12 protein-coding genes are annotated in these 15,603 nt (G+C 54.6%); all 12 read left to right on the forward strand.

Annotated features, from left to right (window positions below; all coding sequences use genetic code 11):
• The coding region (gene infB / locus ACEW72_RS03995) for a translation initiation factor IF-2 (protein ID WP_373475084.1) at positions 1 to 2,245 on the forward strand (2,245 nt) is incomplete at its 5' end.
• A gap of 31 nt (positions 2,246 to 2,276) precedes the next feature.
• Positions 2,277 to 2,681 carry a 30S ribosome-binding factor RbfA gene (rbfA, locus tag ACEW72_RS04000; RefSeq protein ID WP_373475085.1) on the forward strand — a complete coding sequence of 135 codons (405 nt, stop codon included), beginning with the start codon at positions 2,277 to 2,279 and terminating at the stop codon, positions 2,679 to 2,681.
• Complete coding sequence (locus tag ACEW72_RS04005; protein ID WP_373475086.1) at positions 2,681 to 3,262, forward strand: thymidine kinase; 582 nt, start codon at positions 2,681 to 2,683, stop codon at positions 3,260 to 3,262. Before rbfA ends, ACEW72_RS04005 begins: the two co-directional genes overlap by 1 nt.
• Before the next feature lie 35 nt (positions 3,263 to 3,297).
• Entirely contained in the window at positions 3,298 to 3,735 is a 438-nt protein-coding gene (locus ACEW72_RS04010) for a DUF6491 family protein (RefSeq protein ID WP_373475087.1), read from the forward strand.
• Between the two features lie 30 nt (positions 3,736 to 3,765).
• On the forward strand, positions 3,766 to 4,656 hold the full coding sequence (truB, locus tag ACEW72_RS04015; protein ID WP_373475088.1) for a tRNA pseudouridine(55) synthase TruB: 891 nt from the start codon (positions 3,766 to 3,768) through the stop codon (positions 4,654 to 4,656).
• A gap of 24 nt (positions 4,657 to 4,680) precedes the next feature.
• A complete protein-coding gene (gene rpsO, locus ACEW72_RS04020) occupies positions 4,681 to 4,950 on the forward strand; it encodes a 30S ribosomal protein S15 (protein ID WP_373475089.1) in 270 nt (89 codons plus the stop codon).
• Positions 4,951 to 5,117: 167 nt separating this feature from the next.
• Positions 5,118 to 7,457: a polyribonucleotide nucleotidyltransferase gene (gene pnp / locus ACEW72_RS04025; protein WP_373475090.1), complete on the forward strand. Its 2,340-nt coding sequence runs from the start codon at positions 5,118 to 5,120 to the stop codon at positions 7,455 to 7,457.
• A gap of 321 nt (positions 7,458 to 7,778) precedes the next feature.
• A complete protein-coding gene (locus ACEW72_RS04030) occupies positions 7,779 to 9,995 on the forward strand; it encodes a M20/M25/M40 family metallo-hydrolase (RefSeq protein WP_373475091.1) in 2,217 nt (738 codons plus the stop codon).
• 97 nt (positions 9,996 to 10,092) lie between these two features.
• Complete coding sequence (locus tag ACEW72_RS04035; RefSeq protein WP_373475092.1) at positions 10,093 to 10,887, forward strand: outer membrane protein assembly factor BamD; 795 nt, start codon at positions 10,093 to 10,095, stop codon at positions 10,885 to 10,887.
• A 4-nt stretch (positions 10,888 to 10,891) separates the two neighbouring features.
• Positions 10,892 to 12,547 carry a DNA repair protein RecN gene (gene recN, locus ACEW72_RS04040; protein WP_373475093.1) on the forward strand — a complete coding sequence of 552 codons (1,656 nt, stop codon included), beginning with the start codon at positions 10,892 to 10,894 and terminating at the stop codon, positions 12,545 to 12,547.
• A 35-nt stretch (positions 12,548 to 12,582) separates the two neighbouring features.
• Positions 12,583 to 14,598, forward strand: coding sequence for an NAD-dependent DNA ligase LigA (gene ligA, locus ACEW72_RS04045; RefSeq protein ID WP_373475216.1), 2,016 nt, complete (start codon positions 12,583 to 12,585; stop codon positions 14,596 to 14,598).
• Between the two features lie 197 nt (positions 14,599 to 14,795).
• Positions 14,796 to 15,494 carry a Crp/Fnr family transcriptional regulator gene (locus tag ACEW72_RS04050; RefSeq protein ID WP_373475094.1) on the forward strand — a complete coding sequence of 233 codons (699 nt, stop codon included), beginning with the start codon at positions 14,796 to 14,798 and terminating at the stop codon, positions 15,492 to 15,494.
• Positions 15,495 to 15,603: the final 109 nt, after the last annotated feature.

Below are 15,603 nucleotides of genomic sequence, written 5' to 3' on the forward strand. Positions count from 1 at the left end.
GGCAAAATTGCTGCGTGAGGCTGAAGAAGCACGCCTGTCTATGCTCGAAGAAAGCCGCCGCCGCGAAGTCGAAGCGCGGGCACGCGTCGCCGAAGAGGAAAAGCGTCGCGCCGAAGAAAACCGCAAGGCTGAAGAAGCGCCGGCCCCCGCTATTGCCGAGGCCCCTGTTGTTGAACAGGAACCTGAACCTGAGGTCAGCAATGACGACGGAGCCGCTCCGGCACCGCGCAGGTTTACACCTGTAGAATCGCCGAAACGCCCCGCCGCTGCACCCGCACCGACAGAGCGTGAGCGCGAAGAAGCCAAAAAGGCCCCACACCGTCCGACGCGCGATCGCACTGCAGACCGACGCCAATCGGGCAAGCTGACCGTGACCCGCGCGCTCGACGATGATGAAGGCGCCCGCGCACGTTCATTGGCAGCGCTGAAACGCGCCCGTGAAAAGGAAAAGCGCCTGCATGGCGGTGGTAATCGTACCGCTCAACCCAAGCAAAGCCGCGACGTTGTCGTTCCTGAAACGATCACGGTTCAGGAACTCGCCAACCGTATGGCCGAAAAGGGCAGCGACTTGGTCAAGGCGCTATTCAAGATGGGTATGCCCGTCACGATCAACGAAACAATCGACCAGGATACTGCCGAACTTCTCGTTGAAGAATTTGGCCACAATATAACGCGCGTTTCCGATGCCGATGTCGACATCGTACATGACGAAGACGTCGATGCAGCTGAAACGCAAAAACCGCGTCCGCCGGTCGTCACGGTCATGGGCCATGTCGACCACGGCAAGACGTCTTTGCTAGACGCCTTGCGCGGTGCGAATGTCGTTTCCGGCGAAGCAGGCGGAATTACGCAGCATATCGGTGCTTATCAGGTGAAGGCGAAAGACGGCTCTGTCATTACCTTCCTCGATACACCCGGCCACGAAGCCTTTACCCAGATGCGCCGTCGCGGCGCTTCGGTGACCGACATCGTGATCCTGGTGGTCGCGGCTGACGATGGCTTGATGCCGCAAACCATCGAAGCAATCAGGCATAGTAAAGAAGCTGGTGTGCCGATGATCGTCGCGATCAACAAGGTCGACAAAGAAGGAGCCAACCCGCAAAAGGTGCGTGAACGCTTGCTTGAACATGAAGTAATCGTCGAACAAATGGGCGGCGAAGTTCAGGATGTCGAGGTATCCGCTCTTAAAAAGACGGGGCTTGATACGCTGCTCGAAAAGCTGGCCTTGCAGGCTGAGGTTATGGAATTGAAAGCCAATCCAGACCGTCCTGCCGAAGCTATCGTAGTTGAAGCCCAGCTTGATAAGGGTCGCGGCGCGGTCGCAACTGTATTGGTCAAGCGCGGCACGTTGAAGCGCGGCGATATCTTTGTTGTCGGGTCCGAAAGCGGTAAAGTCCGCGCGTTGATTAACGACAAGGGTCAACAGGTTTCCGAAGCAGGGCCGGCAACGCCGGTTGAAGTGCTCGGCCTCACCGGAGTTCCGTCGGCTGGTGACGTTTTGACGGTCGTCGAAAACGAAGCCCGCGCGCGTGAGGTTGCGCTTTACCGCAAGGAACAGTCAACCAAGGTCCGTACTGCCCAGGTTACGCCTAACCTTGAAAACCTGTTCGATAATCTTTCGGCCACACGGGCGATGGAATATCCTGTGGTTATCAAGGGCGATGTGCAGGGGTCGGTCGAAGCTATTGTGACCGCTCTTAACAATATCTCCACAGATGACATTAAAGTCCGCGTATTGCTGGCCGGTGTCGGTGGTATCACTGAATCCGATATGCTTTTGGCAGCCGCTTCCAACGCGCCACTTATCGGCTTTAACGTGCGACCAAACAGCAAGGCAGCTGCGCTCGCCAAGCGGGACCGGGTTCGTTTGAAGTATTTCGACGTAATCTATCACCTGACCGCCGACATCGCCAAGGAAATGGCGGGCGAATTGGGACCAGAGATCATAGAAACCGTCGTCGGACGCGCCGAAGTCAAGGACGTGTTCAAATCGGGCAAGCGCGACAAGGCGGCCGGTCTGCTGGTCACCGAAGGCATTATCAAGAAAGGCCTTCATGCCCGTCTTACTCGCGAAGACGTTATCGTATCGAAAACGACGATCGCATCATTGCGCCGCTTCAAGGACAATATCGATGAAGTCCGCGCTGGTCTTGAATGCGGTGTAGTCTTGGCCGACACGAACGATGTCAAGGCAGGCGATATGCTTGAAGTCTTCGAAATTGAGGAGCGTGAACGGACGTTGTAAGTCCGGCGTCGACGACACAAAAGGAGGCATTATGGCCAAACATAACGATGTCTCGCCCGAAGGCCGCTCCGTCCGTTTGCTGCGCGTAGGCGAACAGTTCCGCCATATATTGTCGGAATTGTTGGCGCGGGGCGAAGTGCATGATGATGTGCTTAATAGTCACAGCGTCAGCGTTACTGAAGTGCGTATGTCGCCGGATCTCCGCCACGCTACGGCGTTCATCAAGCCGTTGCTCGGCGCAAACGAAGAGGTGGTCCTAAAAGCGCTTCGTACCAACACGGCGTTTTTCCAAAAGGAAGTGGCTACGCGGGTCAGCATGAAATATGCAGCCAAGCTAAAGTTTCTGGCCGATGACAGTTTCGATCAAGCGACCCATATCGAAGGATTGTTGGCCCAACCGAAGGTGCAACAGGATTTGTCCGAAAAAGACGACTGATGGCAAAGCTCTATTTCTATTACGCATCGATGAACGCCGGGAAATCTTCGACGCTTCTACAAGCGGCCTTCAATTATGGCGAGCGTGGCATGAAAGTGATGCTTTGGACAGCTGCATTGGATGATCGCCCGGGTTTCGGGGCGATCAGTTCGCGTATTGGACTTGCGGGGGACGCGAGCCGGTTTGAAGGTGGGACAGATATAGAATTGGCAGTGCTTGAACGGCATCGGGAAACGCCGATGGCTTGTGTGTTGATAGATGAGGCGCAGTTTTTGTCGAAAGAACAGGTGTGGCAGTGCGCGCGACTGGCCGATGAAACCGGAATTCCAGTTGTGTGCTATGGCCTGCGGACCGATTTTCAGGGCGAGTTATTTCCGGGTTCCGCGGCGCTTCTTGGTATTGCCGACAGCCTGGTTGAATTGAAGGGCGTTTGCGATTGCGGACGCAAGGCGACGATGAACCTACGCATCGATGAATTTGGCAAAGCCGTGATTGATGGTGCCCAGACCGAAATTGGCGGTGATGATCGTTATGTCGCGATGTGCCGGAAACATTTTATGGCGGCACGTTCAGCCCGATAAATTTTTAATCGCCTGTTCAGGTTCGCAGTTTTATCATGGCTGGTATGAAAAGCTTCATTATCATCGCCTTAGCCGCAGCAATCCTGTCTTCCCCCGTTGAAGCAAAAAAGCCGGCGCCTTATGTCTGGCCTGAACTTGGCGTGGAAAGTAAGATCATCTTTCCAAACAACGGCGCAATTAGCAATTTCGAAGCCGACGGCAGCGACGGCATCTGGCTGGAGGACCGTCAGCGCCGTTGGTATTACGCCGAACTTCTGGGTGGTTGCCATGATCTGAATTTTGCCCAAGCTATCGGGTTCGATACCGGGGGATTACCCCAGTTTGATAAATTCAGTTCAATTATCGTGCGTGGTCAGAAATGTCCGTTGATTAGCCTGCAAACTTCGGAAAAGCCTTTGCCGCGCAAGGAAAGGCTGAAATTGCGGAACGCAGCGAAGCTTGCCGCTAAAGACGTTGTCGCGCCTTCAAATTGACTAAAGCGTGGACGGCCTTAAAGGCAGGCCATGCATGGTTGGATCATATTGGATAAACCATTGGGTTTGGGGTCCACGCAGGCCGTGGCTGCGGTAAAACGGAACCTGCGCCAGGCTGGTTTTGGCAAAGTCAAAGTGGGACATGGCGGGACGCTCGATCCCTTGGCAACAGGAGTTTTGCCGATAGCTTTGGGTGAAGCAACAAAGCTGTGCGGGCGAATGCTGGATGCGTCGAAGACATATGAGTTCACCATCCAGTTCGGCACTGAAACCAGCGGCCTTGATGCCGAAGGCGAGGTAGTGGCGACTTCAGAGCATCGGCCAACATTTTCGGACATTGAGCAGATATTACCAAAATTCATGGGTGCAATTGATCAAATTCCACCGGCATATTCCGCGATCAAAATCGATGGCAAACGCGCCTACGACCGGGCCAGGGCAGGCGACGATGTGGAGATGAAGGCGCGGACCGTTGCGATATATGATCTGCGTATCCTTTCCGGAACCTCCCCGCTGGTTTCGGTGACCCTATCGGCCCATGTTTCCAAAGGCACCTATATCCGCTCGCTTGCCCGCGATATTGCCTATGCCCTCGGCACGGTCGGCCATGTCACGATGCTGAGACGCACGCAGGCAGGACCATTCGACCTCGAAAGCGCGATTTCGCTGGACAAACTGAATGCATTCGGCCAAGGGGCGGCCCAAGAAGACATTATCTTGCCGATAGAGGCAGGGCTGGTCGACATCCCGGCTTTCGATCTCTCCCCGGAACAGGCAAGGGCGATCCAACAGGGTCGCGTCTTGACCGGGATTGCCATGAAAGATGGTCTACATTGGGCAAGGGACGCAGATTTGCGGCCTATCGCGCTGGTGGAGAGCATCGACGGAGAGTTAAGATCCGTCCGTGGCTTTAACTTGTAAAACCATGATGTTCGAAGGAAAAATATGTCTATTACTGCTGAACGTAAAGCCGAGGTTATCAAAGAGCATGCTCGCGAGCCTAACGATACCGGATCGCCTGAAGTGCAAGTTGCCATTCTGACCGACCGTATCAACGCCCTGACGGGTCATTTCAAGGATCACCACAAGGACAATCACTCGCGTCGTGGTCTTTTGATGATGGTCAACAAGCGTCGTTCGCTTCTGGACTATTTGAAGAAAATAGATGCGGATCGTTATACCGCTCTCATCGCGAAGCTCGGTCTTCGCAAGTAATTTTGCGAAAGCGGCCCCGAAACGGGCCGCTTTTTGCTTATGGGGTCGCCCGGCAATGAGGCTGGGCTGCCATAGGGGCCGTTAAAGCCCCACCCGGACCGGGACGGATTACCCGGCATTCCAAGAGGCCCCGCACTGCATTGGGCAGGCGGGATAAAGGAAATATAATGTTTAATACGAAAACTGTATCAATCGAGCTGGGCGGACAAACTCTCACTCTCGAAACGGGCAAAGTTGCCCGTCAAGCCGACGGTGCCGTCATGGCGTCGCTGGGCGAAACTGTAGTACTTTGCGCGGTTACCGCTGCAAAGTCGGTGAAGGATGGCCAGGATTTCTTTCCGCTAACCGTTCACTATCAGGAAAAATATTCCGCAGCCGGCCGTATTCCCGGTGGCTTTTTCAAACGTGAACGTGGTGCGACCGAAAAGGAAACCTTGGTTTCCCGTTTGATCGACCGTCCGCTCCGTCCGTTGTTCCCAGAAGGTTTCTACAACGAAATCAACTGTATCGCTCAGGTTCTGAGCTATGACGGCCATAACGAGCCAGATATTCTTGCATTGGTAGCCGCTTCAGCTGCGATGACGATTTCGGGTGTTCCATTCATGGGTCCGATCGGCGCAGCGCGCGTTGGTTATGTGGGCGGCGAATATATCCTGAACCCCACAGATGAACAGGTTGCCGAAGGCGATCTCGATCTGGTGGTTGCGGCGACTTATGACGCGGTGATGATGGTTGAATCCGAAGCTAACGAGCTTTCGGAAGAAATCATGCTCGGCGCCGTTCTGTTCGCGCATGATGCGTGTAAGGAAGTCGTCAAGGCGATCATCAAGCTGGCCGAACAGGCTGCCAAGGAACCTTGGGCGATGGCTGAACAGGCCGACCTGTCTGCTGCCAAGGACAAGCTGAAGAAGCTCATCGGCAAGGATATTGCTGCTGCGTACAAGCTGACTGACAAGTCGGCCCGTTCGAACGCGCTCAACGAAGCCCGCGCTGCGGCAAAGGCTGCCTTCACCGACGCAAGCCCGCAGGACCAGATGGCCGCAGGCAAGCTGATGAAGAAGCTCGAAGCCGAAATCGTTCGCGGCGCCATCCTGAAAGACGGCACCCGCATCGACGGACGTACGACTTCGCAAATTCGTCCGATCCTTGCAGAAACTCACTTCCTGCCACGCTCGCACGGTTCGGCTTTGTTCACCCGCGGCGAAACCCAGACCATCGCCACCTGCACCTTGGGCACCAAGGACGCAGAGCAAATGATCGACGGGCTCGGCGGCCTGCATTACGAAAACTTCATGCTGCATTACAACTTCCCGCCTTACAGCGTTGGTGAAGTTGGACGTTTCGGCGCTCCAAGCCGCCGCGACATCGGCCATGGCAAGCTCGCATGGCGCGCGCTCCATGCCGTACTGCCGACCAAGGAGGAGTTCCCCTACACAATCCGCCTCACCAGCGACATCACCGAGTCGAACGGCTCGTCGTCAATGGCGTCGGTTTGCGGCGGAAGCCTTGCAATGATGGACGCCGGCGTGCCGATCAAGCGTCCCGTCAGCGGCATCGCCATGGGCCTCATCCTTGAAGGTAAGGATTTCGCGATCCTTTCCGACATTTTGGGTGACGAAGACCATCTCGGCGATATGGATTTCAAGGTAGCAGGCACGTCCGAAGGCATCACCACGATGCAGATGGACATCAAGATTGCAGGCATCACCCGTGAAATCTTTGAAGCAGCGCTCAATCAAGCCAAGGAAGGCCGCGCGCATATCCTTGGTGAAATGGCGAAGGCACTTGGCGAAGCTCGCGGCGAACTCTCGGCGCACGCACCACGTATCGAAACGATGCAGATCGACAAAGCGAAGATCCGCGACATCATCGGTACTGGCGGCAAGGTCATCCGCGAAATCGTGGCTACAACCGGTGCCAAGGTCGATATCGATGATGAAGGTCTGATCAAGATCTCGTCAAGCGATCTCACCCAGATCGAAGCTGCCCGCAAGTGGATCAGCGGTATCGTTGAAGAAGCCGAAGTTGGCAAAGTCTATGACGGTAAGGTCGTAAATCTCGTTGATTTCGGCGCGTTCGTTAATTTCATGGGCGGCAAGGACGGTCTCGTCCACGTCAGCGAAATGCGGAATGAGCGCGTTGAAAAGGTAACAGACGTCGTCAGCGAAGGCATGGACGTCAAGGTAAAGGTTCTTGAGATTGACCCGCGCGGCAAGGTTCGCCTGTCGATGCGCGTTGTTGACCAGGAAACTGGCGAAGAACTGGAAGACACACGTCCGCCCCGCGAAAAGAGCGAGCGTAGCGAAGGCCGCGGCGATCGTGGTCCCCGTCGTGAAGGTGGCGGCGGTGGACGCGGCGAAGGTCGTGGCGACCGTGGCCCTCGCCTTGATGGCGGTGGCGATCGTGGACCCCGCGGTCCTCGTCGTGAACGTTCCGAAGGCGTTAATGAAAGCGGCAACAACGGTGGGGGTGATCCCGACCATGTTCCTGCTTTTCTAAAGGACTGAACTGAATTTGTACCGGTCACGAGAGCGGTACATTTCAAACTTATGGTACATCCTGCAAAAGGATTGCAGAGGAAAGGGGTCGCAGGAGCGGCCCCTTTTTTGTTAGGAGAGAAAGGCTCAGTGAAGAATAGTGTTATTTCGCCTCTAATGATGAGAACACATCTGACAAAAACGATGTGTAAAAAAGCAACTTTGTATCATTATGTGACGGGAATTGGGATCGTTTAACATCAGATCGATTGTTTTATGGTTAATATTCCCTATAGCGGCGCATTATAACGATAAGCAGTTTGCGCCGGGGTTTAGGGGCCCCTTTTCTGAATGCGTCGATATCTTTTTTTACCTTTAGTGGTTGCAGTCGCACTTGCGATCGCTCTTATTACACGAGTTGCCCCTTATGGAGGTGACAGCACGGGTTATTCGCTCGCCGAAGCCAAGAAGGTATTAATTGCGATTGCTTCCGAACCGCGACCGGTGGGCTCAGTTGGCCATGCTAAGACACGTGACTGGCTCGTGGCGCGTTTAACTGCCCTTGGGCTGGACGTAAATACGCAGGCAGGTGTGGGAGTCAGACAGGCGGATTTTGACAACCGACGAAAAGGTGCGGTGAGCGTTTCGCCTTACGAGAATATAGTTGCAGTTATACCGGGGCGGGATCGGGCTAAAAAGGCCGTGCTGCTGATGGCGCATTATGACAGTGTGCCGGGAGCGAACGGGGCGGCCGATAATGCTTCTGGCGTTGCGGCAGTACTCGAAACGGCTCGGATTCTTGCAAATGGTCCGATACCGGCGCGCGACGTCATCTTTTTACTAACCGATGCTGAGGAAGTTGGCCTTGTCGGCGCACAGGAGTTTTTTGACAGGCATGCTCTTGCGGCACGAGTTGGAGCGGTAGTTAATGTAGACACACGTGGATCGCGGGGCCGGGCCATCATGTTCCAGACATCCCCCGACAACGGTGAGCTTATTCAACTTTGGGCGAAAAATGCAGTCCAGCCGACCGGGAACAGTCTGGCCAATAACGTTTATCAGCTGCTGCCGAACGATACCGATTTGTCTGTTCCTTTGAAAAAAGGCATCACGGGAATAAATGCGGCGTTTATCAACCGGTTAAAAGATTATCACATGCCCAGCGATCAAATCGATAATATCGACATGTTTGCGGTGAAACATTTGGGGAATTTTGCGCTTACCACGACAGGTGCTCTTGCAAATGCCGAGGTGTTGCCTCCGCAAGCGAGCGAAGCAGCCTATTTCGATTTTTTCGGACTTTTCGTTGTCCGCTATCCAATGTGGTTCGGCTGGGTACTGGTAGCAATAGGTTTTGGCTTACTGTTCACAGCAAAGGTGGAAAGACTTGGTGTACGATGGCGTCAAGCGCTGGGCGGCACATTGGGTGTGCTGGCGTTGACTGTCACCGTTGGTCTAATAAGCCATCTTTTCGCGAGTTACGCTTATGGCACCGGCATAATACAATTGCGCGAGCGGATAAATGAAATGGGACCGGCGCTGTGGCTTTTTGTAGCGCTGGCTTCGAGTTCAGTCCTGCTGGTTCGTCCTAGAGAGGCGATGTGGACGGGCTCGGTTATCCTTATGCTTGTCTTCGCAGTGTTGACACAAATCTGGATGCCGGGTGCGAGTTGGCTTTTTGACTGGGGTGGAATAATTGGGGCGCTATTGCTTAATTTGGCTGCCCGGTCTGGCTGGCAATCTACAGCTGTCATTTCCGTAAGCGCCATAACGGGAGGATTATGGGGAGCTCTGTTGCTTTCAGGCGTCATCGTAACCTATGATACCGTCGCGCCGATGACGCCTGCTCCGGTCGCGTTGATCATTCCTTTTGCGATCGCGCTGATTGGTCCCGTTATCATGGGCTTCGGAAATCTCACTCACGCCCGTCGCTTTGGTGGTGTCATTTTTTCCATGGCATGGCTCGGCGCGGCGTGGTTGATTTTTGATCCGAGCTTTTCGGACCAGAATCCCAAGCCTGGTGACCTGTTTCACTATAGCGATCGTGTAAATGGCAAAAACTATTGGGCAACCAGCTCGACTTCGCGCGAATTGCCCGACGGCCCCATGACAAAACTTACTCCACCGGGCTTCGAGAGCTATAAATGGACCGCCGTGCCTGCGCCGCCTACCGAGGTGGCACTACCTGTGGTGACAATTGACGAGCAGCGCGAAAAAATTGTGATTAGCATTATGAGCAAAGCTGCGCCGCGGTTGATGAACTTTTTGATCAAGCCGACTTCGATTTTGTCCAATGTGCGCGTGAATGGAAAGGCGATCAAAATGCCCCCCGGTCAACCCGCGCGGGTAGGGTGGCGCGCCGAAACGCCGGATGCAAAACTGTCGTTCGAATTCGACCGGAAAGATCCGGGAGGTCTGACTATTGATTATTTATATGCTGTCGCAAAACTTCCCCCCGGCGCGCCCCCTATTGGAGGCCCGGATACGGATTGGGCGCGATTTAACGGAACCAGAGTGGTGCGCGGCTCCATTAACCTGATCTATGGTATGTCGCCCCAACCTGAATGATGGCTGAGTTCATCTGCTATACAGGGTGCAGAAGGCATCTGGGGACAAAATCAGCAAAGCACTTGGCGACGCGATGAAGTTTATCTAGGGAATGTCTATGAACAAAAAACTGCTCGTGTCTGTGGCGTTACTTGCCACTACTTCAATGCTTTCCGGATGTGCTGCTCTCGGGCTTGGCGGCGGCGGCGCAAAGCCGGGTAGCAATACCCGTTACGTCGCACGCGACGTAAATACATTATATGCCGCAGCCAAAGAAAAGCTGGATAATAAGCAATATCCCGCGGCTGCCGCGTTGTTCGATGAAGTCGAACGTCAGCATCCTTATTCACCTTGGGCACGTCGGGCGCAGCTGATGAGCTCGTTCAGCTATTACATGGCGCAGAAATATAACGAATCGATTCGATCGTCACGTCGTTTTCTGTCTATCCACCCGGGCAATAAAGACGCGCCTTATGCTTATTATCTGATTGCGCTGAGCTATTATGAACAAATCAGCGATGTAACCCGCGACCAGAAGATTTCGGAGCAGGCACTGGCGGCGCTAGGCGAAGTGCAGCGCCGTTACCCGACTTCCCGATATGCTGCGGATGCTTCGCTCAAAGTTGATTTGGTGCGCGATCACTTGGCCGGCAAGGAAATGGAAATTGGCCGTTTCTATCAACGTCGTGCGCTGTGGCTTGCATCTTCATTGCGCTTTAGGGAGGTTGTCGACAAGTTCGACACCACAACCCACGCGCCAGAAGCTTTGTACCGCCTGACTGAATCTTATCTTGCGATGGGTGTTCCCGAAGAGGCGAAAAAGGCGGCAGCTGTTCTTGGTGCCAACTATCCCGGCAGCGAATGGTACCAGCGTGCCTATGATCTGATGCAGAAGAACGCACCCAGCGCCTAATGCCATGCTAACGGGGCTTTCGATCCGCGATGTGGTGTTGATCGAGGCGCTGGACCTTGAATTTGCAGGTGGATTGGGTGTCCTGACCGGTGAGACCGGTGCCGGTAAATCGATCCTGCTGGATGCGCTAGGTCTGGCGCTTGGTGCAAGGGCAGATAGCGGCCTTGTCCGCAACGGTGCCGAACGGGCGCAAGTGACGGCGAGTTTCGATGCGCCCGACAATGTTATTGGTCTGCTTGCGGACAATGATATCGAAATCGACAAAAAGGAACCTCTGCTCATCCGGAGATCGGTGAAAGCCGACGGCGGAAGCAAAGCTTTCATCAACGACCAACCCTGTTCTGCCGCGCTGCTGCGCGATGTTGGTGCAGCATTGGTGGAAATTCACGGGCAACATGACGATCGCGGGATGCTCAATCCGCGCGGCCATCGGCTATTGCTGGATAGTTTTGGGCGGTGCGATACCGCTTTAGTGGCCTCTCATTTTACAGCCTGGCAGGAGGCCAAGTCACGGCTTGATGTCGCCCGCGAAGCTCTCGAAAATGCGGCACGTGACCGGGAATGGCTGGAACACGCCGTTGCCGAATTGGCGAAGTTTAATCCGCAACCCGGCGAAGAGGAGCAATTGGCTGGCGAACGTTCCGATATGCAAAAGGGTGAACGTATTGCCGATGATTTGAAAACGGTTCTTGAGAGCTTTGACGGCCCGAAAAGCGGTTTGGCGCTGATCCGGTCTGCTGCACGTAAACTGGACCGGTTAGCCGACGCCCATCCTTTATTGGCCGACGCGCTCACTGCGCTTGACCGCGCTGTTATCGAGGCGAGTGAAGCCGAAGATAAATTGAACGCCGCCGCACGAGCGATCGAATTTGAGCCTGCGCGGTTGGATGAAATTGAAGAACGCCTTTTTGAGCTGCGTGCATTGGCGCGCAAGCATAATGTTGCGCCTGATGCGATTATGTCCTTGCAGGAAAATTTAACCGCACGGCTTGATTCCATTCAGGCAGGTGGGGAAGGGCTTGCGAAGCTGGAAGCTGAAGTGAGAGCCAAGCATAGCGCCTTTGTCGATGCGGCCGAAGCGATGAGCGCAGCGCGAACGCAGGCGGCTGCAAAGCTGGACGCGGCGGTAAAAATGGAGCTTGCTCCGTTAAAACTCGATGCGGCGCAGTTTCAGACTGCCGTAGAGCGGTTGCCTGAGGACCGGTGGAGCATGACAGGCATGGACCGGGTCGAATTTCTGATCTCCACAAATCCGGGCGCGCCCTTTGCCCCATTGGCGAAAATCGCGTCAGGCGGGGAATTGTCGCGTTTCATTTTGGCGTTGAAGGTTGCTTTGGCGGAAGAAGGCGGGGCGGCCACGATCATTTTTGACGAGATTGACCGGGGTGTGGGCGGCGCGGTGGCGGCGGCCATCGGCGAACGCCTTGCCCGCCTTGCCCACCACACACAGTTGCTGGCGGTAACGCACAGTCCTCAGGTCGCAGCCAAGGGAAAGGCACATTACTTCATTGCTAAATCCAGCCAGGGAACCGTCACGCGTACAGGGGTAGTCCTGCTCGATGCCGAAGCCCGGCGGCAGGAAATCGCACGTATGCTTTCGGGCGCAGAAGTCACCGACGAAGCAAGGGCGCAAGCAGAGCGGTTGCTGGAGGGCGTGTGACAGTTCGCAATGAAGCAGACGCCGCCAACGAACTGATGCGGCTTTCAAAGCAGATAGCCTATCACAACAAACGCTACCACGCAGAAGACGCGCCGGAGATATCCGACGCGGAATATGATGCTTTGGTGCGTCGCAATAATGAACTGGAGATGGCGTTTCCGCATCTTATTCGAGCCGACAGCCCAAACCGGGAAGTGGGGGCCGCCGTCGATGGGTCAGGCCTCAAGAAAATCACTCATGCCAAACGGATGATGAGCCTCGACAATGCTTTCGATGAAGAGGACGTTGAGGACTTTGTCGGACGGGTGCGTCGCTTTTTGAATTTGCCCTCTGAAGCTTCAGTGGCGTTAACCGCCGAAGACAAAATCGACGGACTGTCGCTGTCACTACGCTATGAAAATGGCGTGTTGAAGCAGGCGGCAACTCGTGGTGACGGCACTGTTGGCGAAGATGTAACCGCGAATGTGGCCACGATCAGCGACATACCGCAGTGTCTTTCAGGCAACCCGCCCGCACTTTTCGAAATTCGGGGCGAAGTTTATATGGCCAAGTCAGACTTCGCGGCGCTGAATGCGGAGCAGGAAGCAAAGGCAGGTAAGATATTCGCCAATCCGCGGAACGCGGCGGCCGGGTCATTGCGGCAGAAAGATGCACGTATCACAGCATCCCGTCCCTTGTGCTTTCTGGCGCATGGCTGGGGAGAGGTGAGTAAGTTGCCCGCAGAAAATCAAGCGGGCGTAATGGCTGCGATTGCGGAATGGGGTGTTCCGGTATCGCCCTTATTGGTAAAAGTCGACGGAGCGACCGGTGCACTGGCGCATTATGAAGACATCCAGCGCCAACGGGCGGAGCTGCCCTATGACATAGATGGCGTGGTGTACAAAGTTGACCGGCTGGATTGGCAGGAACGGCTAGGCTATGTCGCCAAGGCACCGCGCTGGGCGATCGCCCATAAATTTCCTGCGGAACAAGCCGAAACGACATTGGAATCGGTCGATATCCAGGTCGGTCGCACGGGCAAGCTGACGCCTGTTGGACGTCTGAAGCCAGTGACCGTCGGGGGCGTCGTCGTTTCCAACGTCACCTTGCACAATCGTGACGAGATTGCCCGTTTGGGTGTTAGACCCGGCGACCGGGTTTTAGTTCAGCGCGCTGGCGATGTTATACCCCAAATTGTAGGCAACCTTACCCGAGACATTTACCGGCCCACCTTTGATTTCCCCGATCATTGCCCCGAATGCGGATCCGAAGCTGTGGCAGAAGAGGGAGAGGTTGATGTACGCTGCACAGGAGGGCTGATTTGCCCCGCGCAACGTGTGCAACGACTAATCCACTTCGTTAGCCGTGCAGCGCTTGATATTGAGGGACTTGGCGAAAAGTCGGTGCAGGAGTTTTTCGCGGCGGGATGGTTGGAAAGTCCGGCAGATATTTATCGCCTCCATACCCACCGAACTGAGATTTTGGCACGCGATGGATGGCAGGAAAAGTCTGTTGATAACCTGTTGGTAGCCATTGAAACCAAGCGTGCGCCGGATGCCATGAAGTTGCTTTTTGGTCTGGGCATCCGGCATGTGGGGGCGGGTACTTCAAAAGATCTGGTCCGTAATTTCGGAACGCTCGACGCGATTGCCGAAATTGGAAAGCGGGTTGCCGCCGGTGATGCGTCGGCCATAGCAGAGCTGACAAATATTGATGGTATCGGTCCCACGGTGGCGGAGGCTTTGGGCGACTTTTTCCACGAACAGCATAATCTGATGGTGTGGGACGATTTGATGCAGGAGGTCGATCCTCCCGCCTATATTTCGAACGTCCGGGAAAGTGAATGGACAGGAAAAACTATAGTTTTTACCGGCAAACTTGAAACCATGAGCCGCGACGAAGCCAAGGCGCAGGCCGAAGCTTTGGGAGCAAAGGCAGCCGGATCGGTGAGCGCAAAAACGGACCTGGTTGTCGCCGGGCCGGGCGCAGGGACGAAATTGAAGCAGGCCACCGCACTTGGTATTCAGGTGATCGATGAAGCGGAATGGGCCGCAATAGTGCAGGCAAGTTGAAAGAAGCTTGGCGGCGTACTGACTAAAAAGGAGCAGTCAGTACGCCGCCAGAACCACAGCGATCCCCCTCAAGCCGCGCGGTCCAAAGCTTTATCCCTTCAATTTATGATCAATATCGGCATTATGCCTGACATCAGATCCCGCGACTCCGAAAGGTCTTGCTTCACCATTTTTATATGACGGTAAGTGTCACAATAATGTCAACAACTTTACAAACGGACTATCGGTCTGAAAACATTGGCAGGTCTATCGACGCACCAGCGCTTTTTGCCAGTTTTCCAGAGGTTCTACGTGAAGAACTGCGGTCCAAGGCGACCCGCCGTACATTCGAATCGGGTCAGTTTTTGCACCACCGTGGAGATACGGCGGGTGGTTTCTGGATTATTGACAAAGGACAAGTGAAGCTGGGTCATCAAGATAAGCAAGGCGTGATGCACGTCCTTTTTATCTTGGGGTCAGGCGATAGCTTCGGCGAACTGGCTTGCCTGGGACAATTTAGTCGTGTGCTTGACGCCGAAGCGCTGGGCAAAGTTGAAATGCTCTGGATAAGCGAGAAAATCTTGTCCGACATTATCACAAGCTCGACTGAAATATCCCGCGAAATGCTTAAAATACTCGCGAAGCAATTGCAGGAAGCGTTGGATAACCTGCTGGTCTTTCGAAATATGCCGGCACCCAAAAGATTGGCACAGCGTTTGCTGGCCTTTGTGGCGGACCGCGAACCGCCGGTAACTTTGGGGATCAAGCAGCAAGAACTGGCAGAACTTATAGGTGTGTCCCGAATGACGATCGCTTCTGCGTTGTCGGAGCTGGAAAACCTGGGGTTTGTTTCGCGCCATTATGGTCGTTTGGTCATCGAAAACCCCGTTGCCTTGCGTCAATGGATGAAAAGCTAGATTTGAAATTCAAACGCAAAGTTTTCTGAAATTTACCCTGCCAGGCAAATTCTAGTCACCCCAAAAAATCGCTTTTGCACATATTTATTTGCACCTTACAGATTCTGAC

The sequence above is a fragment of the Sphingorhabdus sp. genome, from assembly GCF_041737645.1.
In the GTDB taxonomy this organism is placed as follows: domain Bacteria; phylum Pseudomonadota; class Alphaproteobacteria; order Sphingomonadales; family Sphingomonadaceae; genus Sphingorhabdus_B.

Excerpts from the sequence above, each read along its gene's own strand:
- rbfA (WP_373475085.1), top strand. The coding sequence starts at position 2,277 with ATGGCCAAACATAACGATGTCTCGCCCGAAGGCCGCTCCGTCCGTTTG.
- ACEW72_RS04005 (WP_373475086.1), top strand. The coding sequence starts at position 2,681 with ATGGCAAAGCTCTATTTCTATTACGCATCGATGAACGCCGGGAAATCT.
- ACEW72_RS04010 (WP_373475087.1), top strand. The coding sequence starts at position 3,298 with ATGGCTGGTATGAAAAGCTTCATTATCATCGCCTTAGCCGCAGCAATC.
- truB (WP_373475088.1), top strand. The coding sequence starts at position 3,766 with ATGCATGGTTGGATCATATTGGATAAACCATTGGGTTTGGGGTCCACG.
- rpsO (WP_373475089.1), top strand. The coding sequence starts at position 4,681 with ATGTCTATTACTGCTGAACGTAAAGCCGAGGTTATCAAAGAGCATGCT.
- pnp (WP_373475090.1), top strand. The coding sequence starts at position 5,118 with ATGTTTAATACGAAAACTGTATCAATCGAGCTGGGCGGACAAACTCTC.
- ACEW72_RS04030 (WP_373475091.1), top strand. The coding sequence starts at position 7,779 with ATGCGTCGATATCTTTTTTTACCTTTAGTGGTTGCAGTCGCACTTGCG.
- ACEW72_RS04035 (WP_373475092.1), top strand. The coding sequence starts at position 10,093 with ATGAACAAAAAACTGCTCGTGTCTGTGGCGTTACTTGCCACTACTTCA.
- recN (WP_373475093.1), top strand. The coding sequence starts at position 10,892 with ATGCTAACGGGGCTTTCGATCCGCGATGTGGTGTTGATCGAGGCGCTG.
- ligA (WP_373475216.1), top strand. The coding sequence starts at position 12,583 with ATGCGGCTTTCAAAGCAGATAGCCTATCACAACAAACGCTACCACGCA.
- ACEW72_RS04050 (WP_373475094.1), top strand. The coding sequence starts at position 14,796 with ATGTCAACAACTTTACAAACGGACTATCGGTCTGAAAACATTGGCAGG.